18 protein-coding genes and 2 pseudogenes are annotated in these 21,878 nt (G+C 65.2%); 14 read left to right on the forward strand and 6 right to left on the reverse strand.

Annotated features, from left to right (window positions below; all coding sequences use genetic code 11):
- Nucleotides 1-226: 226 nt before the first annotated feature.
- Nucleotides 227-1,120, reverse strand: a complete 894-nt coding sequence (locus tag ACYP5B_RS30200; RefSeq protein ID WP_400102583.1) for a LysR family transcriptional regulator — start codon at nt 1,118-1,120, stop codon at nt 227-229.
- 305 nt (nt 1,121-1,425) lie between these two features.
- Between ACYP5B_RS30200 and ACYP5B_RS30205 the strand changes: the two genes are divergently transcribed.
- The 3 genes from ACYP5B_RS30205 (at nt 1,426) to ACYP5B_RS30215 (ending at nt 6,371) form a co-directional block, all read left to right on the forward strand.
- Entirely contained in the window at nt 1,426-2,409 is a 984-nt protein-coding gene (locus tag ACYP5B_RS30205) for a Bug family tripartite tricarboxylate transporter substrate binding protein (RefSeq protein ID WP_459572109.1), read from the forward strand.
- Between the two features lie 112 nt (nt 2,410-2,521).
- Nucleotides 2,522-4,651 (forward strand): hydantoinase/oxoprolinase family protein, encoded by a 2,130-nt coding sequence (locus tag ACYP5B_RS30210; protein WP_459572110.1) that lies wholly within the window; start codon nt 2,522-2,524, stop codon nt 4,649-4,651.
- Nucleotides 4,641-6,371 carry a hydantoinase B/oxoprolinase family protein gene (locus tag ACYP5B_RS30215; RefSeq protein ID WP_318233596.1) on the forward strand — a complete coding sequence of 577 codons (1,731 nt, stop codon included), beginning with the start codon at nt 4,641-4,643 and terminating at the stop codon, nt 6,369-6,371. Before ACYP5B_RS30210 ends, ACYP5B_RS30215 begins: the two co-directional genes overlap by 11 nt.
- Before the next feature lie 85 nt (nt 6,372-6,456).
- Here the strand turns inward: ACYP5B_RS30215 and ACYP5B_RS30220 are convergent, their stop codons facing one another.
- On the reverse strand, nt 6,457-7,365 hold the full coding sequence (locus ACYP5B_RS30220) for a LysR substrate-binding domain-containing protein (RefSeq protein ID WP_459572111.1): 909 nt from the start codon (nt 7,363-7,365) through the stop codon (nt 6,457-6,459).
- Nucleotides 7,366-7,564: 199 nt separating this feature from the next.
- On the opposite strand from ACYP5B_RS30220, the gene ACYP5B_RS30225 reads away from it, so the two are divergent.
- The 10 genes and pseudogenes from ACYP5B_RS30225 to ACYP5B_RS30270 all read left to right on the forward strand — a co-directional run.
- The gene (locus ACYP5B_RS30225; RefSeq protein ID WP_400102588.1) at nt 7,565-8,596 is read left to right on the forward strand and encodes an ABC transporter substrate-binding protein; all 1,032 of its coding nucleotides are present in this window, start codon (nt 7,565-7,567) and stop codon (nt 8,594-8,596) included.
- A 76-nt stretch (nt 8,597-8,672) separates the two neighbouring features.
- Nucleotides 8,673-9,740 (forward strand): ABC transporter ATP-binding protein, encoded by a 1,068-nt coding sequence (locus ACYP5B_RS30230; protein WP_459572112.1) that lies wholly within the window; start codon nt 8,673-8,675, stop codon nt 9,738-9,740.
- On the forward strand, nt 9,733-10,668 hold the full coding sequence (locus tag ACYP5B_RS30235; protein WP_459572113.1) for an ABC transporter permease: 936 nt from the start codon (nt 9,733-9,735) through the stop codon (nt 10,666-10,668). Before ACYP5B_RS30230 ends, ACYP5B_RS30235 begins: the two co-directional genes overlap by 8 nt.
- A 28-nt stretch (nt 10,669-10,696) precedes the next feature.
- On the forward strand, nt 10,697-11,491 hold the full coding sequence (locus tag ACYP5B_RS30240) for an ABC transporter permease (RefSeq protein WP_459572114.1): 795 nt from the start codon (nt 10,697-10,699) through the stop codon (nt 11,489-11,491).
- 38 nt (nt 11,492-11,529) lie between these two features.
- On the forward strand, nt 11,530-12,657 hold the full coding sequence (locus tag ACYP5B_RS30245; RefSeq protein WP_459572115.1) for an NAD(P)/FAD-dependent oxidoreductase: 1,128 nt from the start codon (nt 11,530-11,532) through the stop codon (nt 12,655-12,657).
- Nucleotides 12,647-13,009 carry a (2Fe-2S)-binding protein gene (locus ACYP5B_RS30250; RefSeq protein WP_400102592.1) on the forward strand — a complete coding sequence of 121 codons (363 nt, stop codon included), beginning with the start codon at nt 12,647-12,649 and terminating at the stop codon, nt 13,007-13,009. Before ACYP5B_RS30245 ends, ACYP5B_RS30250 begins: the two co-directional genes overlap by 11 nt.
- Entirely contained in the window at nt 13,002-14,381 is a 1,380-nt protein-coding gene (locus ACYP5B_RS30255; RefSeq protein ID WP_459572116.1) for an FAD/NAD(P)-dependent oxidoreductase, read from the forward strand. Before ACYP5B_RS30250 ends, ACYP5B_RS30255 begins: the two co-directional genes overlap by 8 nt.
- Nucleotides 14,371-15,528 (forward strand): NAD(P)/FAD-dependent oxidoreductase, encoded by a 1,158-nt coding sequence (locus ACYP5B_RS30260; protein WP_459572117.1) that lies wholly within the window; start codon nt 14,371-14,373, stop codon nt 15,526-15,528. The genes ACYP5B_RS30255 and ACYP5B_RS30260 overlap by 11 nt, the downstream gene beginning before the upstream one ends.
- Nucleotides 15,529-15,598: 70 nt before the next feature.
- Nucleotides 15,599-15,952, forward strand: coding sequence for a RidA family protein (locus ACYP5B_RS30265; protein WP_318233588.1), 354 nt, complete (start codon nt 15,599-15,601; stop codon nt 15,950-15,952).
- Nucleotides 15,953-16,022: 70 nt separating this feature from the next.
- A pseudogene (locus tag ACYP5B_RS30270) lies at nt 16,023-16,175 on the forward strand (IS630 family transposase); the annotation flags it as partial.
- A gap of 1,050 nt (nt 16,176-17,225) precedes the next feature.
- Here ACYP5B_RS30270 and ACYP5B_RS30275 read toward each other — a convergent pair.
- The 4 genes from ACYP5B_RS30275 to ACYP5B_RS30290 form a co-directional block, all read right to left on the reverse strand.
- The gene (locus ACYP5B_RS30275) at nt 17,226-17,417 is read right to left on the reverse strand and encodes a hypothetical protein (RefSeq protein ID WP_400094862.1); all 192 of its coding nucleotides are present in this window, start codon (nt 17,415-17,417) and stop codon (nt 17,226-17,228) included.
- Nucleotides 17,418-17,870: 453 nt separating this feature from the next.
- A complete protein-coding gene (locus ACYP5B_RS30280; RefSeq protein ID WP_459572118.1) occupies nt 17,871-18,086 on the reverse strand; it encodes a hypothetical protein in 216 nt (71 codons plus the stop codon).
- A gap of 340 nt (nt 18,087-18,426) precedes the next feature.
- On the reverse strand, nt 18,427-19,224 hold the full coding sequence (locus ACYP5B_RS30285; protein ID WP_459572119.1) for a type IV pili methyl-accepting chemotaxis transducer N-terminal domain-containing protein: 798 nt from the start codon (nt 19,222-19,224) through the stop codon (nt 18,427-18,429).
- A gap of 308 nt (nt 19,225-19,532) precedes the next feature.
- Nucleotides 19,533-20,384, reverse strand: coding sequence for a hypothetical protein (locus tag ACYP5B_RS30290; protein ID WP_400094858.1), 852 nt, complete (start codon nt 20,382-20,384; stop codon nt 19,533-19,535).
- 588 nt (nt 20,385-20,972) lie between these two features.
- On the opposite strand from ACYP5B_RS30290, the pseudogene ACYP5B_RS30295 reads away from it, so the two are divergent.
- Nucleotides 20,973-21,395, forward strand: a pseudogene (locus ACYP5B_RS30295) (ABC transporter permease); the annotation flags it as partial.
- Nucleotides 21,396-21,878 lie beyond the last annotated feature (483 nt).

Raw genomic sequence — 21,878 nt, forward strand, 5'->3', positions numbered from 1 at the left:
TGACGACGGCTGTTTCTCCCTCTCCCCTCAGGGGGCGAGGGCCGGGGAGAGGGGTGGCTAGGAGCCACTTCAAGCGAAGCCCGTGGGGTTGTCCAGCACGCAGGCGTAACGAGCGCCCGCCCTCTCCCCCAGCCCCTCTCCCGCGCGCGGGAGAGGGGAGCGAACCGGCGGCATTGAGGACGCTGGTCGAACAAACCTATCGCTGAGCTTGCTTAACCAGTTGCCATCAAAAAATATCCCCGATCACCTGCCGCAGCCATGCATGCCCCTGATCGGTCTGGTAGCGCTCATGCCAGTACAGGGACACGCTGAGTGCCGGCAGGGAGATCGGAACCTCCCTGATCACCGTACCGGTGCTGCGTGCCAGGGCGTTGGCGACGCTGCTGGGCAAAGTCGCGATCATGTCGGACGCGGCGACCACATGCGGGCAGGCCAGGTAGCTCGACAACGTGACCGCCAGTTGCCGGCTCCGGCCCAACCCTTCCAGCGCACGGTCGATCCGCTCGCTGAAGTAGCGGGTATGCGCGGCCAGGTCGATATGTTTGTAGCGCAGGAAGGCGTTGAGGTTCCAAGGGCGCTCCAGCGAGGGATGGCCGGCGCGCATCAGGCATACCGTGGGCTCCTCGAACAGGAAGCGCGCGCGCAGGTTGGGCGCCGGCTCTGGGTAGTAGCCGGCGATCAGTTCGACATGGTTGGTCTCGAGCATGCTCAGGCCGTGCTGCAGGCGCGCGGGAAACACGCGCAACTGCATATGCGGCGCTTCCTGCGCCACCCTGGCCACGACCTTGGGCAACACGGTGAACTGGACATAGTCGGTCGCATAGATGGAGATCACCCGCTTGCTGCTGGCCGGCGAGAATTCCTCGCGCGGGGCGGTGGCGGCTTGCCACTGCTGCAGGATTGGGGCAAAGGTCCGGTGCAACTCCAGCGCCCGTGCGGTGGCCTTCCACTGCGCGCCTTCGCGTACCAGCAGCGGGTCATTGAACAGCCGCCGCAGGCGGCTCAGCGCCGCGCTCATGGCGGGCTGGGAAAGCTGCATCTGCTCGGCCGCACGGGACACGTTGCGGCACGAAATCAGTGCATCGAAGTGCGTGACAAGGTTCAGGTCGGCACTTTTCATGGGCTTGGATCCATTAGGAATACAGCTTAAGCGAGCGCCGTGCCAGCGCCAAAGGCTGTCAACGTGCATTGGCAGCCATGGCAGCGGCGGCGCGCAGTATTTGTCTGATGGATACCAGTATAAAGGCGACTGTATCGCGTAGCGGCCGGCGGCCTGCCTAATATGGGGTCAACCGGCTTTCGTCGCGCCGGCCTCGATGCCGCTGGGCGAAGTACCCGGCGCACGGGGTCCGGCCAGCCTGCCAGCCCGAAACCAGGGCACGCGGGCGCTGCGCAGCCGGTTCCCCCACTACGGAGAACGAAGCGATGCCGCGCCTGAAGCACCTGTTGTCCTGCCTCCCCGTCTTGTGTCCGCTCCTGCTGGGCAGCACCGGCGCGCACGCGCAGGCCCCCTGGCCGGCCAAGGTGATCCGCCTGGTTGTGCCGTTTGCCGCGGGCGGTTCGACGGACCTGATCGCGCGCAAGATCGCGGAGGACCTGGGGGAGCGCGTCAAGGGCACCGTGGTGGTGGAGAACCGGCCCGGCGCGGGCGGCACGGTGGGCAGCGAGTTCGTAGCGCGCCAGCCGGCGGATGGCTACACCATCCTGATGGGTTCGGTGAGCACCCATGCGGTGGCGCCCAGCCTGTTCGCCAAGCTGCCATACGACCCGCTCAAGGACTTCACGCCGCTCACCATGGTCGCCACCATCCCCAACGTGCTCGTGGTGAACAACGCGGCGCCGGCCGGCAATATGAAAGAGTTCGTGGGCCTGCTCAAGCGCGAGCCGGGCAAGTACGCCTTTGCCTCCAATGGCCAGGGCACATCGAACCATCTGGCCTACGAGCTGTTCAAGTCCACCGCAGGGGTATCGCTCACCCATGTGCCCTACAAGGGCTCTGGCCCCGCCATGGCCGACCTGATCGGCGGGCATGTCAACAGCATGATGGATGTGGTGATGACCTCCTACAGCTACATCAAGGGTGGCAAGCTCAAACCCATCGCCGTGACGTCGCTCACGCGCTCGCCGATGCTGCCGGAGGTGCCCACGGTGGCGGAGTCCGGCTATCCGGGTTTCGAGGCCATTGTCTGGTTCGGCCTGTTCGGGCCGCCGAATATGCCGCCCGAGATCGCGGGCCGCCTGTCGCGCGAACTGATGGCGGTCATGCATGACAAGAAGATGAGCGGCTACCTCACCGAGCAAGGCGCCCAGCCGTCAGGCATGTCCCCGGCGGAGTTCACGCAGTTCATCCGTACCGACATCGCCAAATGGCACAAGGTGGCGGCGGCCGCCGGCATCAAGCCCGAATGAGATGCTGCCGGGCTGCCCCTGCCGCCAGGCAGGCAGCCAAGGCGCGCGTCCGACTCCCGATCTCCCCAACACCCAGCTCCCCATCCTCACCAGCGCAACCCAGGAACCCAACATGTACCGAATCGGTATCGACGTCGGTGGCACCTTCACCGACTTCACCATGATCGACGAGGCGGCCGGGGCCGTGCAGTTCCATAAAGTCCCCTCCACCCCGCACGACCCGTCCGAGGCCATCGAGCGCGGCATTGCCGAACTGCTGCGCGAGCACGGCGTGGCGCCCGCCGAGGTGGCGCACGTGGGCCACGGCACCACCGTGGCCACCAATCTCATCATCGAGCGCAAAGGCGCGGCGGTGGGCCTGATCACCACCCAGGGCTTCCGCGACATCCTGGAAATCGGCCGGCAGACCCGCCCTCACCTGTTCGACTACAGCGTGACCAAGCCGCCGGTGCTGGTGCCCCGCGCGCACCGCATCGAAGTGCCGGAGCGGCTGGATGCGCAGGGCCAGGTGGTCACGCCACTGGACGAAGCGGCCGTGCGCCGCGCCGCGCAAGCCTTGCGCGCCGCCGGCCTGGAGGCGGTGACGATCTGCTTCCTGCATGCCTACCGCAATCCGGCACACGAGCAGCGCGCCCGGGCCATCGTGGAAGAGGTCATGCCCGGCGCATATATCAGCCTGTCGAGCGAGGTACTGCCGGAATTCCGCGAGTACGAGCGGCTTTCCACCACCGTGCTGAACGCTGCCGTGGGCCCGCGCATGGCACGCTACCTGGACCGCTTCATGGCACGCGTGGCCGAGCTGGGCATTGCCCAGCGGCCCTACACCATCCATTCCAACGGCGGCCTGATGTCGGCCGCCGCGGTGCGCCAGTATCCGGTGCGCACCTGCCTCTCCGGCCCCGCCGCCGGCGTGGTGGGCGCGGCAGCGGTGGGCCGCGCCATCGGCCGGCCCGACCTGGTCACCTTCGATGTCGGCGGCACCAGCACCGACGTCTCGCTGATTTCCGCGGGCCGGCCGCTGTTCACCTCGAACCGCCACGTGGCTGGCTATCCGGTCAAGACGCCGATGGTGGACATCCACGTGATCGGCGCGGGCGGCGGCAGCATCGCCTGGCGTGACGACGCCGGCTCGCTCAAGGTCGGCCCGCATAGCGCGGGGGCCGTGCCCGGCCCCGTGGGCTATGCGCGCGGGGGCACCGAGCCCACCATCACCGATGCGCAGATCACGCTGCAGCGCCTCAACCCGGTCGCGCTGCTCAAGGGCCGCATGCCGGTGGACCTGGCGGGTGCCCGCCGCGTGATTGCCGAGCAGGTGGCAGCGCCGCTGGGGATCCCGCTGGAAGACGCCGCCGAGGGCATCATCCGCATCGCCAACGCCAATATGAGCCGCGCCATCCGTGCCGTGTCCACCGAGCGCGGCTACGACCTGTCGCGGTTCGCGCTGTACGCCTATGGCGGGGCCGGGCCGCTGCATGCGGTGGAGGTGGCCGAGGAATGCGGCATTCCCAAAGTGATCGTGCCGCAGGAGCCTGGCACCATGTGCGCGCGCGGCATCCTGCTGACCGATATCTCGTTCGACTTCGTGCGCAGTGAGATCTCGCCGGCCGATGGCGACGGCTGGGAAGGCGTGGTCAGTGCTTTCGCCCAGTTGCGCGGCGAGGCGCAGGCCTGGCTCGAGGCCGAGCATGTGGCGCCGGCCAGCCAGCGCCTGCACTACGCCATCGATGCCCGCTACGACGGCCAGAACTTCGAGGTCCAGGTGCCCATGGAGGCCATCGACGGCGACCAGCTGGCGCCCTTCCTGGCGGCGTTCGAGGCCGAGCATGCGCGCGAGTACGGCTACCAGGTGCCGGGACGGGCGGTGCAGATCATCAACTGCCGGGTGCAGGCGGTCGGCAACGTCATCAAGGCCCCGCTCGCGCCGGCCCGTGCCGGCGGCACGCTGGCCCAGTCCCTGACGGGAGAACGGAAGGTCTACCACGGCCGCGCGCATGGCTGGCGCCTGTCGCCGGTCTACGACCGCGACCGGCTCTGCGCGGGCCTGCGTATCGACGGCCCGGCGGTGATCGAGGAAATGAGCTCGACCACCGTGCTCGGCCCCACCCACCATGCCGAGGTCGACGCCTATGGCAACCTCATTGTCACGGTGGCCGACGGCCAGCGTGAGTCCCACCGCACGAGCCAGCCAGGCCAGGGCATCAAAGCAAGCCAGGCAATCCAGGAAAGCGAACATGTCCATTGAATCCCCCCGCGCCGCAGATCCGAGCCAGGACGCATTGGCCGACCCCATCGAGATGGAAGTGTTCAGCAACCGGCTGCTGTCCATCACCGAGGACATGAACAACACGCTGGTGCGGGCCTCGTTCTCCACCAATATCAAGGAGCGCAAGGACTGCTCGGTGGCGCTGTTCGATGCGGCCGGGCGGCTGGTGGCCCAGGGCACGCAGATCCCGCTGCACCTGGGCTCGCTGAATGGCGCCATCGAGGCAGTGCTGGCACAGTTTCCCGCGGATACCATCCGCGACGGCGACGTCTTTATCTGCAACGACCCCTACCTGGCCAACGGCAGCCACCTGCCTGACATCAACATCGTCACGCCGGTATTCTGGGAAGGCACGCTGCGCTTCTTTACCGCCAATATCGCGCACCATTCGGACGTGGGCGGCGCGGTGCCAGGGTCCATCGCCGGCACGCTGCGCAGCATCTTCGAGGAAGGCGTGCGCATCCCGGCCTGCCGCATCGCGCGTGGCGGCGAGCTCAATGACGACCTGCTGCGCCTGGTCTGCAGCAATACGCGCGATCCGGAGGAACGCATGCTGGACCTGCGCGTGCAGATGGCCACCAACGCGCGCGGCGCCGAGGCGGTGCGCGGGCTACTGCGCCAGATGGGGCTCGAGGCAGTGCTGCGCTCGGTGGAAGACGTGATCCGCTATACCCGCCGCAGGCTGGCCAACCGCGTGGCCGAGCTGCGCGAGGGCAACTACACGTTCACCAGCTACCTGGACGACGACGGCATGGGAGGCGATCCGGTGCCCATCTGCGTTACCCTGACCGTGGCGCAAGGAAGGCTGCATTTCGACTTCACCGGCTCAGGCAAGCAGGCGCGCGGCGCCATGAACCTGCCGATCAATGCGTTGCGCGCCACCGTGTACTACGCCGTCAAGGCGCTGCTGGACCCGGAGCTCGTGCCCAATGCCGGCATGTTCGACCCCATCAGCATCAGCGCGCCGCGCGGCACCATCACCAATCCCGAGCCGCCCGCGGCGGTGGGTGCGCGCTCCATCACCGCGCAGAAGGTAGCGGGCGCCATCTTCGGCGCCTTCCGCGGCCTGCTGCCGGCGGAGAAGATCATGGCCTCGGGCAATGACTCCTGCCCGGCTATCGTGTTCTCCGGGCGCTTGCGCCAGCGTGCGGGCGACTTTGTCTACCTGGAGACGATCGGCGGCGGCAGCGGCGCACGCTATGACGGCGACGGCATGGACGCGGTGCACGTGCATATGACCAACACGTCCAACCTACCGGTCGAGGCGCTGGAGAACGAGTATCCGCTGCGCATGGACGAGTATGCGATGATTCCCGACTCCGGCGGCGCCGGCCGCACGCGCGGAGGCCTAGGCATCGCCAAGCAGATCCGCGCGCTGGTGCCGGGCATAGTCTTTTCCGCGCGCTCGGACAGCCATACGGTGGGCGTGCCCGCCGGCGTCGATGGCGGCAATGACGGCCGCCGCGCGCGGCTGGTGCGGAACTCCGGCACCGCGCAGCAAAGCGAGCTGTTCTCCAAGACCGCCAATATCGCGCTGGAGGCCGGCGAGAGCGTGCGCATGGAAACGCCGGGCGGCGGCGGCTATGGCGATCCCGCGCAGCGCAGCGCCCAGGCACTGGCGCGGGACCTGCGCGACGGCAAGGTGACGCCCGCCGTGGCGCGGCAAGCCTATCCAGGCTACGTCGACGACCTGCCCTAAGCTGCGAGCGGCACGCGAGCGGCACAAGCGGCGCGGTCGGACCTGCGCCGCTTGTGGCGACTCCCATACCACCCTCATGCCACCCTCATGCCACCACGAGTTGCGGGTCCAGCTGGGCGATCGCGAACGCACGCGTGTGGGCGATAAACGATTTCAGCAACAGCGACGGCGGCCGCTGGGTCGAAAACAGCACGGAAAAATCCGTTGTCAACTGCGGCTCGAAGACGCGAAAGCAAATGCCCTTGCCGCGATACTCCAGCGCGGTGATCGGATCGATCAGCGCCACCCCCAGGCCCGCCTCCACGAATGCGCAGATGCTCCACGACACCTGCGTTTCCACCTGCAACTGGCGCTCGATCCCATAGGACGCGAACAGCGCATCGATCTGCAGGCGCGAATCCAGCGCGCGCGGATGCGAGACAAATCTCTCGCCTGCCAGGTCATGCGGCCGGATCACCGCCTCGGCGCACAGCCGGTGCCCGACCGGCAGCGCGCACACCATCCGCGTGGAGATCAGCCGCTCGCCATGCGTACTGGGGTGGTTCATCGACAGGATCGCCAGGCCGACATCGCAGCGCTGCCCCACCACCATGTCCACCACGGTGCGGGATGAGTGCGTCAGCATGGAGATCTGCGTCTGACCGTGCTGCGTCAGGAACTCCGCGATGGCGCGCGGCAGGAAGGACAAGGCCAGCGCGGGCGCCGCCGCAATCTGCAGCGAGCCGCGCTGCAGATCGCGGATGTCCTGCGCGGCCAGCGCGATGCGCTCCACCCCGACCAATGAACGCTGCACCTCCTCATAGAGCACCTGCGCCTCGGCGGTCGGGTACAACCTGCCGCGCACACGCTCGAACAGGGCAAAGCCAACAGATTCCTCAAGGTCGGCAATGAGCCGGGTGGCGGCCGGCTGTGAGATGTGCAGCATTTCCGCGGCGCGCGTCACCGTCTGGCAAAGCATGACGGCGCGGAAGGCTTCAAGTTGTCGGATCTTCATCCCGCAAGTCTATAACACCATGTTATGGACAGGCCAAAAAAAAGAATTTTCCAAGTGTTGGCAGCCCCTCTAATCTATGCCAGGCAGCAAGGATTCAAGCAGCCTGTTTCCGAATTTTCTGTTGCGGTGCAACCATAACTTTTTTGCATTGATTTGGTGAAGCGCCGCCCATTACCGGTGCACACGGAGGAAGGGAAAGATGAAGCAGCACATTGTGGCGGCAGCCATCCTGGCGGCATTCTCGGCATCGGCAGCCGTGGCGCAGCAGCCCACCTTGTATGTGGGTTCCTACGGCGGCTCGACCGAAAAGCTGTTCAAGGAAAAGATCATCCCGGCCTTCGAAGCAAAGGAGAAGGTCAAGGTGGTGTATGTGTCCGGCAACTCCACCGACACACTGGCCAAGCTGCAGGCGCAGAAGGGCCGGCAGGAGCTGGACGTGGTCCTGCTCGATGACGGCCCCATGTACCAGGCGGTGCAGTTCGGTTTCTGCGACACACTCAAGGATGCGCCGGTGTACAAGGAGCTGTATCCGCTTGCCCGCCTGACCGACAAGGCTACCGCCGTGGGCGTGGTGGCCACCGGCCTGGCCTACAACACCGAAGCCTTCAAGAAGGCTGGCCTGCCCAAGCCGGATTCCTGGGAGGCGCTGGCGGACAAGAAGCTGAAGCAGAAGATCGCCATCCCGCCCATCAGCAATACCTACGGCCTGCAGACGCTGGTGATGTTCGCCAAGCTGCGCAAGGGCAGCGAGCAAAGCATCGAACCCGGCTTCACCGCACTGACCAAAGAGGTGGGACCTAACGTGCTGGCCTGGGAACCGTCGCCGGGCAAGATGACCGAACTCTTCCAGAACGGCGATATCTCGCTCGCCGTGTGGGGCAGCGGCCGCGTGCAGAGCCTGAAGGATACCGGCTTCCCGGTGGAATTCGTCTACCCCAAGGAAGGCGCCCCCGCCTTGATGATCGCGGCCTGCCCGGTGGTGCAAAGCGATGTGCCCGCGCAGGCGCAGGCGCTGGTCCAGTACCTGCTGACACCGGATGTGCAGGCCATGCTGGCGGATTCGCAGGGCTGGGGGCCGGTCAATGCCAAGACCGCGCTCGATGCCAAGGTATCGGCCAAGGTGCCCTATGGCAAGGCGCAGATCGACAAGCTGCTGCCGACCAACTGGACGCTTGTCAACGACAAGCGCGCCGAGTGGACCAACCGGTGGAACCGCACCGTGGAACGCTGAGCCAGCGCCCCCTCCCGTAGTCGCCACGACAGACGGAGCCTCTTGCGGGGGGCGCCGCGCCAACCACGAAAAGACCATGACGTTCCTTACTCTAGACAGTCTCGCCAAGGCCTATGGTGGCTTCCACGCCGTCGAAAACCTGAGCCTGGAGGTCAGGCGCGGCGAGTTCCTCTCCCTGCTCGGGCCCTCCGGCTGCGGCAAGACCACCACCCTGCAGATGATCGCCGGCTTTGTGGAGCCCACCCATGGCCGCATCCTGCTCGAGGCCCGCGATATCACTGCCCTGCGCCCGGAAAAACGCGGCATGGGCGTGGTGTTCCAGAGCTATGCGCTGTTCCCGCACATGACGGTGGCCGCCAATATCGGCTTTGGCCTGGAGATGCGCGGCGTGGCGTGCGCCGAACGCCGCCGGCGCATCGACGAGACGCTGGAACTGGTGCGCCTTGGCGGCCTTGGCAAGCGTTACCCGCGCGAGTTGTCGGGCGGCCAGCGCCAGCGCGTGGCGATTGCCCGTGCGCTGGCCATCCGGCCCGAGGTGCTGCTGCTCGACGAGCCCATGTCCAACCTCGACGCCAAGCTGCGCGAGGACATGCACATCGAGCTGCGCGCGATCCAGCGCCACCTTGGCATCACCACCATCCTGGTGACCCACGACCAGGTCGAGGCCATGACCATGAGCGACCGCATTGCCGTGATGCACGGCGGGCGCATCGTGCAGCTGGCCGCGCCCCTCGAGGCCTACGAGCGTCCGCAGTCCGCCTTTGCTTCCGGCTTCCTCGGCAAGACCAATGCTATCCGCGGCGTGGTGGAAAAGACCAACCCGCGCTGCTGCGAAGTGCGCCTGGGCGCCACGCTCGCGCATGTGCCGCACGAGGGCCGCGAGGTTGGCAAGGAGGTGCACGTCTACGTGCGCCCCGAGAAGATCCGCCTGGCGCCGGCGAATGCCGGCGGCATCCCCGCCACGGTGCAGACGCGCTTGTTCCTGGGCAATCACTGGATGCTGGAAGTGCAAAGTGCGCTCGGGCTGCTGCGCGTCAGCCAGCCCAACCATGGCGCCTCGCCGCCCGAGGAAGGTTCGGCGGTCAGCGTGCTGTGGTCGGACGATGACCTGCGGGTACTGACGGCGGAGCAACATCATGGCTGACACCACCGTCTCCACCCTGCCCTCCGGCGCCCCGGCCGCGCCCGCCAAGGCTGCCACCGCCAGCGGCGATGCGCATGCCGGATCGGCGCCCTGGCTGCTGTCGGCACCCGCCCTGCTGCTGTTCGCCGCGATGCTGCTGGTGCCGCTCGCGCTCACCGCGCTGCTGTCGTTCCATGTCTTCGACGGCACGCGCGGCGTGCTGCCCGAGCTGACCATGGCCAACTACCTGGAGGTGCTGGGCGACAGCTACTACCACGAGATCTTCCTGCGCACCGCGGGCCTTGCACTGGCCGTGACCATGCTGGCCGTTGCGCTCGGCGTGCCGGAAACCATCATCCTGGCACGCATGCAGCGTCCCTGGCGCGCGTTGTTCCTGATCGTGATCCTTGGCCCGCTGCTGATCTCGGTGGTGGTGCGCACGCTCGGTTGGGCCATCCTGCTGGGCAACAACGGGCTGATCAACGCGGCCCTGCAATGGATGGGCATTGTCGACGAACCGGTCAAGCTTGTCTTTACCCTGACCGGCGTGGTGATCGCGCTTACCCACGTGCTGATCCCATTCATGGTGATCTCCGTCTGGGCCGCGCTGCAAAAGCTCGACCCGCAGGTCGAGAACGCCGGCCTGGCCTTTGGCGCGTCGCCCTTCACCGTGTTCCGCCGCATCATCCTGCCGCAGATCCTGCCGGGCATCCTGTCGGGCGGCATCATCGTGTTCGCCCTGGCGGCATCGGCCTTCGCCACGCCGGCCATCCTTGGCGGGCGCCGCCTCAAGGTGGTCGCCACCGCGGCCTATGACGAATTCCTCAACACGCTGAACTGGCCGCTCGGCGCAACCATCGCCGTGCTGCTGCTGATCGCCAACGTGATCATCATCGTAGGCTGCAACCGGCTGGTGGAGCGGCGCTTCCGCCAGGTGTTCGAGGGCTGAGCAAGGCAAGAGAAAAAGAGAGAGGATCATGCGCAAGAACGGACTGTTTTCCCTGCTCTACCACAGCCTCTTCATCGCTTTCATCGTGGCGCCGCTGCTCGTGGTGGTGGCGGTCTCCTTCACCGGCAAGGGCTATATCTCCCTGCCCACCGACGGGCTCTCGCTGCGCTGGTTCCGCGCTATCGGCGACGCCCACGAGATTGTCGACGCGTTCTGGCTGTCGCTTTGGCTGGGGCTGGCCTCGGCCACCATCGCGGTGGCGCTGGCCGTGCCGGGCGCACTGGCGCTCACCCGTTACCGCTTTCCGGGGCGCGGCGCGCTGATGGGGTTTTTCATGTCGCCGCTGATGATCCCGCACGTGGTGCTGGGCGTGGCCTTCCTGCGCTTTTTCACCACGGTGGGCGTCAGCGGTTCGTTCTTCTGGCTGGCGCTGACGCACGTGGTGGTGGTGATGCCCTATGCGCTGCGCCTGGTGCTGGCAGCGGCGACCGGCCTGGACCGCGACGCGGAGCACGCGGCGCTGTCGCTCGGCGCGAGCCGCTTCACGGCGTTCCGGCGGGTGGTGCTGCCGCTGATCCTGTCGGGCGTGGCGGGCGGGTGGATGCTGGCCTTTATCCAGAGCTTCGACGAGCTGACCATGACCGTGTTCGTCGCCACCCCGGGCACCACCACGCTACCGGTGGCCATGTACAACCAGATTGCCCAGACCATCGATCCGCTGGTGGCCTCGGTGTCCACGGTGCTGATCGTCGGCACGCTAGTGCTGATGGTGCTGCTGGACCGCATCGTCGGGCTCGACCGCGTGCTGATCGGCAAGAACTGAACGCCCGCGCCAGGCGTCTTTCGCAACCCACTCTCATCATGACCACAAGCGATCTTATTGTCATCGGCGGCGGCCTGGTCGGCACCGCCATCGCCTACGGCGCCGCCCGCAACGGCGTGCGCGTGTCCGTGCTGGACGAGGGCGACGATGCCTTGCGTGCCTCGCGCGGCAACTTCGGCCTGGTCTGGGTCCAGGGCAAGGGCCATGGCATGGCGCCCTACGCCAGCTGGACCATGGGCTCGGCGCGGCGATGGCCGGCACTTGCCGCCGCGCTGCTGGAAGATACCGGCATCGATGTGCAACTCAAGCAGCCAGGCGGCTTCCACCTGTGTTTTTCCGCCGAGGAGATGCAGGCGCGCGAGGCGCGGCTGCAACGCATCCGGGACGACCTTGGCGGCGACTATCCGTTCGAGATGCTGGACCACGGTGCGCTGGGCGCGCGCCTGCCCGGCATCGGCCCGGACGTGGCCGGCGCCAGTTACACGCCGATGGACGGCCATGCGAACCCGCTCAAGCTGCTGCGCGCCTTGCACACGGCATGCCAGCACCGTGGTGTCCGGATACTGCCCCGGCACGGCGTGGGACAGATTGCGCGCGATAGCGCGGGCTTTGTCGTGGAAGCCGGCGGCACGCGCTTTGCGGCGCCCCGCATCGTGCTGGCGTCTGGCCTGGGCAATCGCGCGCTGGCCGGGCAGATCGGGCTGCATGCGCCGGTGGCGCCCAACCGCGGCCAGGTCCTGATCGGCGAGCGGGCCTCGCACTTCCTCGACCATCCCACTACCTACGTGCGGCAGACCGACGAGGGCACCATCCAGTTGGGCGATTCGATGGAAGATGTCGGGTTCGACGACGGCACGACGGTGGACGTGCTAGGCGCGATCGCCAGGCGTGGCGTGCGCAGTTTTCCCGCGCTGGCCAGCCTCAAGCTGGTACGCGCCTGGGGCGCCCTGCGCGTGATGACGCCGGACGGCTTCCCGATCTACCAGCAGAGCGCCGCCTGCCCCGGTGCCTTCGTCACCACTTGCCACAGCGGCGTCACGCTGGCCGCCGCCCATGTTTTCCGCGTGGCGCCGTGGGTCAGCGGCGGCGCCACGCCCGAAGGCATCGACGTATTCACCGGCGACCGCTTCCTCGATACCAACCAGGTTTTTAATCATGCCCACTGAAGCCCTGTTCCGCCCGCTTGCCAACGGCGCCGCCATGGTGACGATCGAATTCAACGGCCAGCCCCTGCGCGTGCCCTGCGGGCGCAGCGTGGCGGCCGCGTTGCTGGCCAGCGGCGTGACGCCCTTGCGCACCACGCCGGTCAGCGGCGCTGCGCGCGCGCCCTATTGCATGATGGGCGTGTGCTTTGAATGCCTGATGGAGATCGACGGCCAGCCCAGCCGCCAGGCTTGCCTGGTGCAGGTGCGCGAAGGCATGGCCGTGCGCAGCCAGCATGGCGCACGCGACCTTGAACTCGATCTCGCGTTCAAGGCGCCGAAGACGGCAACCGAGACGGAGGCTGACCATGCCTGAGCATCAATTCGATATCGCCATCATCGGCGCCGGCCCGGCCGGCATGGCCGCTGCCGTGGCCGCCACCGCCCATGGCGCGCGCGTGGCGGTGCTGGACGAGCAGGAAGCCCCCGGCGGCCAGATCTACCGCGCCATCACGGCGGCCACGCCGGAGCGGCTGCGCATCCTCGGGCCTGACTACGCGGCCGGCGCCGCCCTGGCCGAGGCCTTCGCCGCCAGCGGCGCGCAGCACATCACCGGCGCGGCAGTATGGCAAGTCACGCGCGAGCGGGTGGTGCATTACCTGCGCGATGGCGGCGTGGCGAGCCTGCAAGCCGGTCAGGTCATTCTTTGTACCGGCGCCATGGAGCGGCCCTTCCCGATCCCGGGCTGGACCGTGCCCGGCGTGATGACCGCGGGCGCGGCGCAGATCCTGCTCAAGAGCGCCGACCTGGCGCCCGCCGAGCCGGTGGTGCTGGCCGGGTGCGGCCCGCTGCTCTACCTGCTGGGGTGGCAGTATGCGCGCGCCGGCGTGCCGATCCGTGCCATTGTCGACACCACCGATGGCGCCGACTATCGCCGCGCGCTATCCCACCTGGGCGGCGCGCTGGCCGGCTGGCGCTACCTGAAAAAAGGCCTGGCGCTGATGCGCACGCTCAGGAAGAGCGGCGTGCCCTTCTACAAAGGCGCCACCGGCCTGGCTGTCGAGGGCGACGATGCCGTGCGCGCGCTGCGCTTCACCAGCGGCGGGCGCGAACAACGCATCGAGACCCGCACCGTGCTGCTTCACCAGGGCGTGGTACCCAATACGCAGTTCACCTGGGCGCTGCGCGCCGCGCATCGGTGGGACGATGTCCAGCTGTGCTGGCAGCCGCAGGCGGACGAATGGGGCGCGCTGGACATTCCCGGCATCTCTATCGCCGGCGACGGACGCGGCATCGGCGGCGCGCTGGCGGCACGCCTGCAAGGCGAGCTCGCCGGGCTGGCCGCCGCGCACGCGGCAGGCCGGCTGGACGCCGCGGGGCGCGACCGCCACGCAGCGCCGGCCCGCGCCGCGCTGCGCTCGCACCTGCAGATCCGCCCCTTCCTCGATGCGCTGTATCGCCCCAAGGCCCCCAACCGGATCCCCGCCGACGAGGTCGTCGTGTGCCGCTGCGAAGAGGTCACGGCCGGCGAGATCCGCGCGTTTGTCGAACTGGGCTGCGGCGGTCCCAACCAGACCAAGTCCTTCGGCCGCTGCGGCATGGGCCCGTGCCAGGGCCGGCTGTGCGGGCTGACCGTCACGGAAATCATTGCGCAGGCGCGCGGCGTGCCACCGCAGGAAGTGGGCTACTACCGCATCCGCCCGCCCATCAAGCCGATCACCCTTGGCGAGCTTGCCCGTGAAGCCTGACGCCAAGCTGGGGGCCGATGTCATCATCATCGGCGGGGGCCTGCAGGGCACTTCCAGCGCACTGCAACTGGCGCGGCGCGGCCTGCGGGTGACGTTGCTCGAAGCGCAATACTGCGGCCGGCACGCCTCCGGCGTGAACGCAGGCGGAGTCCGCACGCTTGGCCGTCACATTGCCGAGATTCCCCTCGCGCTTGCCGCGCGCGGGATGTGGCACCGCCTTGCCGAGCTGACCGGCGAAGATGCCGACTTTGTGCCGAGCGGCCAGCTCAAGGTAGCGGAGAGCGAGGCCGAGCTGGAAGTGCTGCGCGGCCGAGTCACACAGCTCGAGGCGTTGGGCTTTACACATGAGGAACTGGTAGACGCGCACACGGTGCGCGAGCTGGTGCCGTCGATCACGCCTCATGTCACGGGTGCGATCTGGGCACGCGACGATGGCCACGCGCTCCCCTACCGCGCCGTGACCGCCTTTCGGCGCGCAGCGGCGCGCGCCGGCGCCGCGATACACGAGGGCACGCCAGCGTTGCAGGTGGAACGCACCGAAAACCACTGGCTTGTCCGCACCCCGCGTGGCACCTTCAGCGCCAGTCACCTCGTCAATACGGCGGGCGCATGGGCCGGCGAGTTTGCGGGACAAGTCGGCGAGCCGGTGCCGGTGCAGGTTGGCGGCCTGATGCTGATGATCACCTACCGCGTGGCCCCCTTCGTCAAGCCAGTGCTGGGCGCCACCGGCAGGGCATTGTCGTTCAAGCAATTCGCCAACGGCACCGTGCTGATCGGCGGCGGGTTGCGCTGCGAGGCCGATGCCAAAGCCCGCCACGGCGAGGTCGACATGCTCAAGCTTGCCACCAGCGCGCAGACCGTCACCGCCCTCTTCCCCCACCTCGGCCCGCTTGCCATTAATCGCGCGTGGGCGGGCGTTGAAGCCTTCATGCCAGATGACATCCCAGTCATCAGCCGCAGCCGCTGCGCGCCCGACCTGGTGCATGCGTTCGGCTTCTCCGCACATGGTTTCGAGCTCGGACCGATCGTGGGCCAGATCGTCGCCGAACTGGTCACCGAGGGGCGTGCCTCGCTGCCAATTGAAGCCTTTGCCATCGACCGCTTCGACAAGCCTCAAGCCGTGCGAGCGGCAGCTTTGCACGACTAGGCGTGGCCCGTGTTCCAACCCACTGTTCACGCCAGCATCAACACCACTACCACCGACAAGAGGAATTCACATGAGCAATATCCAGCGTCACCAATCCACCAAACGGCTCTCCCGGTTGGTTGTCCACAATGACATCGTCTATGTAGCAGGTGTCACCGCGGGTGACACGACCGCGGACATCGCCGGCCAGACACGCGACGTGCTGGCCAAGATCGACGGCTACCTCGCTAGCGTCGGTTCCGATAAGGAGAAGCTGTTATCTGTGCAGATCTGGCTGAAAGACATCGAACGCGACTTCGACGGCATGAATGTCGCCTGGGAGGACTGGATTCCCGAGCACGCCGTGCCGACGCGAGCCACTTGCGAGGCCAAGCTCGCGCGCCCCGAGTTGCTGGTTGAGATCATCGTGACAGCGGCGCTCTAGTGTCCCGTTCCGTTGTTAACGGATCTATATTTTTGTAGGATGTTGGTATCGACGAACGGGAGATGCCAACATGCCAATGGGACGACCGAAGCTGGATCTGGTGTTGAGCGAAGACGAGCGGTCTCAACTTGCGTTGATGGCGAGTTCACGGAGTATCCCAGCGTCGCTGGTTGCGCGGGCACGCATCGTTTTGGCTTCTGCAGCGGGCGAGCCAAATAGTGAGAGCTCTTTAGGGCGGGGTTTTGATGCTTCTAGCTGCTGATGCAGAATAGCGTGATTGGGCGATGTTTTAGCGCTTCTAGCTGCTGTCGCGGCTGTACGGTGTTGGCCGTGTTGGAACGTGTGAGATGTCACTTTTCTTTACTCGCGGCTCGTAAAGAAAAGTAACCAAAAGAAAGCGATCCTTGCAGGAGGCTGGCTTGTCGGGGTTGCGCAGCCCGGTGGTTTCGTCGTCAGGCCACGGGTTTTAATGGACTCGTGCCGTTACCGGTTTGAATGGCCACGATCCTGCGGATGGCGCTGGTTTCGTGGTGAGGCTGCTCGGTAGCGGCATCCCTGCCTATTCACCCATCTGCCGGTACCGGCGCAAAGCGCCACGATATATCACATCGTGATGGTTTCGTGGTGGGGTGGGCGCGGTGGTGATGCCATCGGATCTATTCCTCGGTGCCACCGCGCCCACGACGAAAACGGGACGCCTGCAACTTCGTGGCCAGTGACTCCGCGACCGACAGACGGCCTGAAATTCGTGGTGGCCGCTACCGGGGGGGGGCACCACGAAACCCTGGGCACTGGCTGGCTCGTGGTGATCTAAACTGGTAACGGCACGAGTCCATTAGCACCCAGGGCCGTACGACGAAACCATTGGGGTCCCCAATGACGCTACGCCAGCCTCCTGCAAGGATCGCTTTCTTTTGGTTACTTTTCTTTACGAGTAAAGAAAAGTGACATCTCACACGTTCTAAAACGGCCAACACCGTACAGCCGCGCCAGCAGCTAGAAGCATGAAAACCCCGCCCACAAGAGCCCCCCCGCGTCAGCGGGCCACAAGCAATACACATCGCACCTTTCCCCCAACCTACAATTCCTGCTCCAAGCTCAACAGACTTTGCGAACGAATCAGCGGAGCGGGACACTAGCCCAGGGCAAGCGCATGGGCCGCCCGACGCACCTGCAAGGGCCGCTAACCGGGACGCTTTACCGATCCGGTTAGCACCGCAAGCCACCGCCAGCCAGCAATGCGTTGACGTTGCCTCAGCGCAAATGCGGCAGGCTAATGGATACCACCACAACGGATGATTCCTGCAATCTCGGCCCGGGATACCGTCAGTTCCTCACCTAGTTCCAGCCCATCGAAGGCTACGAGTGAGGTCGCGTCGCGCTCGATCCCCAAGAGGACGCAGGTCCAGGATTCCGGGCCTGCACTGGCGGTTACTCGCAGATCGAACACGACTTCGGGATCCATGCTGCTATGCACAGTGACCAGATCTCCCGCCGCCGGGCCATCCTCGCGAACGAGTCGACGGCCCGTCGCCTCCGCCAGGCTACGAGCTAACTCTATGTAGCCTTTGGAAAACCTACCTTCCTGCATGGCGCCACTCCCGATCGAAGTCGAATTTTACAAAGTGTAGGTCCCCCCACCGCGAGAACGCCATACAGGATTATTTAAACCTGATTTCGTCTTTGCCGACCGGCGGCGTTGTCGACTGCATGCCGCCTCGGTTCATGCTGTTGAGGTCTCAATTTGCATGACCAAAATGTTGCGCGACCAGGCCTGCCCTGCTGCATGGACACATGCCATTTGCGCTACTCATTGGAGAGAGTCCAGTAGTGTGTGCAGGCGGAACGAAGCCAATTGTGCAGCGGGCTGTTGCACAAATTCGCCGCCTGGCCTGCAAGGTTAGCGTTGGCGGACTTGCTACCGCAGGCAGTCGCCCATCCCCCGCCGTTGAATCGATTTGAGAAAAACATGGCCCTCGATAGTGATCAGGGCGCGATGGCATCCCGGCGAGACTTGTTCCCATCTCGCGAGCTGGCGCTCTACCAACGTACTGAAATCAGCCGGATCGAGTTCGGATGGATGGATGGTGTCCTTGATTAACATCAGCGTTGCAAGTTCATGCGGGGTCAGCATCAGCGGCTCCTGAGCGTAGGCACTACGTTGCTGCAGTGTGCGTCCTGGACATGCTACGTGCGGTTGCCGGCGTGCTGTATTGAAATACCGGCGGACCTGATGTCGGCTGATCGCGCAGGACCAGCGAGATGTCATATTAGTATTGTTGCGGCAAGAAGATCAAGGGTACCCTGGAAATTCAAATTCAAGAAGCGCCAAGACCACCCTCGTGCCCCGCACCTGGCTAAACATCACCGCGCTGGCATCCCCGCAAAGGGCGCGCCTGTTTGCCGTGGCCCAAGCGGGCGATCAAGGCATCCAACTGTGCTGCAGGCAACTTAATGGCGCGCTTCAGTGCAGACTACTTGGTGGTTACCTCATACATGCCGGTGACCCTATCCATGACCTGAAGAATACGCTCGCTGGTGGTGGCGATATTCCTCAATTGCTCTGCGCGAGTGCCGGCCGCCTGTTTGAGCGCCTCGTCAAAGAAAAGCCACTGCGCGTTGGCGAGTTGCAACTCGCCACTGATCGCAGCCGTGTTTTGCGGCGCAGCAGCGAGAAATTCCTGAGCAGCCGCGAATTCCTTCACCGCGGCGTCCAAGTCCCGTGTCATCTGCGCAGATGTGATGCCCCAAGCGCGGAACATGTTGAACATTGCAATTCTCTGCGACAGCATCCGCTGGCGACCGGCAACGTTGATAAGCTTACCCATCGTGGTACCGGAGTGCTTCTCGAGTTGCACCGTTCCCTCGTTCGCGAGCTTGAGCACATCGTCGCTCGCTTGTGCGACCTTCTTCGCGCTCTCGAGATTCGGCTCGCTGCCGGAGAGCAACGCCTTGTAGGAGAGCCACGCCTGCTCGAGCTTGCCGTAGGTCTCCTTGACCTCGGGCGTAGGCGCGAAGGCTTTCAGTTCCACCAGCTGTTTATCGAAGAGCGCCACGGATTGATCGAGGATTCTCTTTGAGCGCTCCGTCTCGACGCCTAGTCCAATCTGGCAGTAGGCCTTGGCTATGCGCTGAGACAGCATACGCTGGCGGCCTGCCTTGTTGATGGCCGCATTGATCGTCAGCGTTTCTGCAGCAGCAGTTCTAAATGCTCCAAGCACCAGGAGAGTGCAGACAAGCAACCAAATGAACCGTTGGGAACGATGTTTCAAGCAAGTCTCCGCAATGAGCTAAGAAGGCTGCCAGATCTTAACCCAAAGCGTCCATGTGGTCGCTCGTCGAACGACGACGTCTATCACTGCGTGTGGGCACTACCCAGATGGAATTGGTGCCCTGGCAGAGGCATGCGGATCGCTCCTCCTCAACGAGAAAAGTAGTGCGACAGGATCTGATTACATCGCCGCTAAGTGCGAAGTGTTTGACAGTTTCGGCCCGATCTCGGCAAGGAGGAGATCCAGCCTTGAACGCACGGCACGCCCGGTCAGATGCCCCGGGCGGCCGACGTCCTTGCCAGGCCTCGTTACTCGAGGGCGGCGTAGCTAACCTGCCATTCGAACCAGCTAATGCTGTCGCGAGGGTTGTTTTGGACCGCCTGAATGGTGAAGCTTTGCGGGGTTGGGAATTTTACGCGCAATCCGGGCCATGGCTCGGGCTTGGGGTCGTTATCGTAGATATGTATGGGAAGAACCGTCACCGACACAATGCCGTAGCCAGCCGGGACAGCCGGCGTGACTTGCATGGGGAGTTCGGCATTGCCCGTTACGCCGGAGAGCCAGCCAATGCGTGCGGGACTGGCTCCATATGGACCAAGCAGGGTCTGCCATTCGAACCAATCGATACTGTCGCGGGGCCCGGTGCCATCCGAACTGAGAAAGATATTTCCCGCCTCCGTGAACTCCGCGGCCAGACCGGGCCAGGGCTCGGGATTCGGATCATTGTTGTAGATATGGATCGGGAGAATCGATACCCCCGCAATGGCGACGTCGCGCGCGAGGCCCGTGTTGATTTTCTGCGGCAATGATGCGTTGGCGGTGACGCCGGAGACCCAGCCCCTTGGTTGATAACCGGCAGGCGCCTGGCCATATGTCACCTGCCATTCGAATGACTGAATTGAATCGCGAGGATTGTAGGGTTCCGCTCGCAGGATAAAGCCGCGGCCATCGGTTGTGAAGTTCACCACCAGACCGGGAAATGGTTCCGGATGGGGATCGTTGGAATAGATGTGGATGGGCAGCACCGCGATGCCCAGGATTATCGACCCGCTGGGCAGTTCAGGAACGACAGAGATGGAGCCATCGCGTTGCAGCGTGTTTTCTACACTCCCAGAGATCCATCCGGAAGGGTAAAAGCCGATCAGTTTATTGTCAGGCATGGGTACTCCCGTAAATTTGATCCGTCGGTTAAACTTTATGACAAATATTTCATAAAGTATTTAATGAATATTTCTATTAATTTTGGCGACCGCGCTGAAGTATTGGTCCAGGCGTTGCTACATGCCAGTGAATAATCTTTACATCTGGTGGAAAGTGGCGCGCGGGTCGGATCTTGCTCTTCCGATCGTTTTAGGCGGTGCCGCCGCGCGGCCGTGACAGGACGCCCCGCCCCACAGCCGCCCGCGTCGCGGCAGTGATTCGCGTCAATCCCATGCCATGGCGCCGACTACTATGCTGCGGGCACATTCGCCATTGAACTGGGCGGCGGGGCGATCGACCCCGAGTCGTTGCAGTGCGGCGATGCCCCGGCCACAGGGGGCGGTGACCATGTGAGGCCGGGCTCCAGCGAGACCGGCCCGCATCGGGACCTTCCCCTAACGGCGGAGAAAGCTGGCTGAAGGATTCTGCTGCCTAGAATGACTCGACCTCAATGCCGTGCCCCCGGGCAAGTATGGCGGGGGTCGCCTTACAAACCCCACAACGGCCCGGTCGCCGGGCCCGGGCTCCACAAAACAGGAAGGAGACAGGCGCTGGGCCTGGGCATGGCCTCCAAGGTGGCGCTGGCGGTGGTGATGGTGTTCTTCGTGGTGTTCGGCAATGCCTTCCAGGGCGTGCGCGAGGCCGACCGCTACCTGATCGCCAATGCGCAGATCCTCGGCGCCTCCAAACGGCAACTGACTTTTGCCGTGGTGGTGCCGTCGGCATTGAGCTGGATCCTGGCCAGCCTGCACGTCAGCTTTGGCTTCGCGCTGGTCGGTGCCGTGGTGGGCGAGTTCCTGGGCTCCAAGCAGGGCATTGGCCCGCTGATCGCCACCGCGCAGGGCGCCTTCAATGCCAGCGGCGTGTTCGCCGCCATGATCGTGCTGGCCGTGGTAGCGCTCGCCGCGGATTTCCTGCTGACCACGCTGGAAAACCGCCTGCTCAAATGGAAGCCGGGCAACCCGGCCTGAGCTTAGTTTCGCGGCGCGCCGCAATAGCGCTACGCACGCGCCGGGACGCTATCTCCCTTGCCCACGCCGACTCTCCGTCGGCGTGGGCCTTTTTGCTTGGTTCGCCGGACTTCCTGCGAGCGCCCGCCCTCTCCCCCGGCCCCTCTCCCACAAGTGGGAGAGGGGAGCAGACCAGTGGCATTGAACGGAGCCGACGGATGGGCCAACACCACACGCCATGACGACGGCTGTCGCTCCCTCTCCCCTCAGGGGCAGAAGGCTGGGGAGAGGGGTGGCTTAGCAAGGAGCCACTTGACGCGAAGCCCGTGGTGTTTTCCAGCACGCGGGCATAACCAACAAGTGGGCGACGGCAGCAAACCTGAAGCACGGAACGAAGCCGCCAGAACGAAAAAAACCCGGCTTGTGGCCGGGACAAGGAAAGTTCGGAGCCAGGCCCGCGCCGCGAGGCACGGGACCGATGCAAATGGGATCAGAAGCGCGTGC

It is taken from the genome of Cupriavidus sp. 8B (assembly GCF_054589115.1).

Bases quoted from the DNA above. Each gene is read 5' to 3' on its own strand.
- ACYP5B_RS30200 (WP_400102583.1), bottom strand. From the start codon at position 1,120: ATGAAAAGTGCCGACCTGAACCTTGTCACGCACTTCGATGCACTGATT.
- ACYP5B_RS30205 (WP_459572109.1), top strand. From the start codon at position 1,426: ATGCCGCGCCTGAAGCACCTGTTGTCCTGCCTCCCCGTCTTGTGTCCG.
- ACYP5B_RS30210 (WP_459572110.1), top strand. From the start codon at position 2,522: ATGTACCGAATCGGTATCGACGTCGGTGGCACCTTCACCGACTTCACC.
- ACYP5B_RS30215 (WP_318233596.1), top strand. From the start codon at position 4,641: ATGTCCATTGAATCCCCCCGCGCCGCAGATCCGAGCCAGGACGCATTG.
- ACYP5B_RS30220 (WP_459572111.1), bottom strand. From the start codon at position 7,365: ATGAAGATCCGACAACTTGAAGCCTTCCGCGCCGTCATGCTTTGCCAG.
- ACYP5B_RS30225 (WP_400102588.1), top strand. From the start codon at position 7,565: ATGAAGCAGCACATTGTGGCGGCAGCCATCCTGGCGGCATTCTCGGCA.
- ACYP5B_RS30230 (WP_459572112.1), top strand. From the start codon at position 8,673: ATGACGTTCCTTACTCTAGACAGTCTCGCCAAGGCCTATGGTGGCTTC.
- ACYP5B_RS30235 (WP_459572113.1), top strand. From the start codon at position 9,733: ATGGCTGACACCACCGTCTCCACCCTGCCCTCCGGCGCCCCGGCCGCG.
- ACYP5B_RS30240 (WP_459572114.1), top strand. From the start codon at position 10,697: ATGCGCAAGAACGGACTGTTTTCCCTGCTCTACCACAGCCTCTTCATC.
- ACYP5B_RS30245 (WP_459572115.1), top strand. From the start codon at position 11,530: ATGACCACAAGCGATCTTATTGTCATCGGCGGCGGCCTGGTCGGCACC.
- ACYP5B_RS30250 (WP_400102592.1), top strand. From the start codon at position 12,647: ATGCCCACTGAAGCCCTGTTCCGCCCGCTTGCCAACGGCGCCGCCATG.
- ACYP5B_RS30255 (WP_459572116.1), top strand. From the start codon at position 13,002: ATGCCTGAGCATCAATTCGATATCGCCATCATCGGCGCCGGCCCGGCC.
- ACYP5B_RS30265 (WP_318233588.1), top strand. From the start codon at position 15,599: ATGAGCAATATCCAGCGTCACCAATCCACCAAACGGCTCTCCCGGTTG.
- ACYP5B_RS30275 (WP_400094862.1), bottom strand. From the start codon at position 17,417: ATGGATCCCGAAGTCGTGTTCGATCTGCGAGTAACCGCCAGTGCAGGC.
- ACYP5B_RS30280 (WP_459572118.1), bottom strand. From the start codon at position 18,086: ATGCTGACCCCGCATGAACTTGCAACGCTGATGTTAATCAAGGACACC.
- ACYP5B_RS30290 (WP_400094858.1), bottom strand. From the start codon at position 20,384: ATGCCTGACAATAAACTGATCGGCTTTTACCCTTCCGGATGGATCTCT.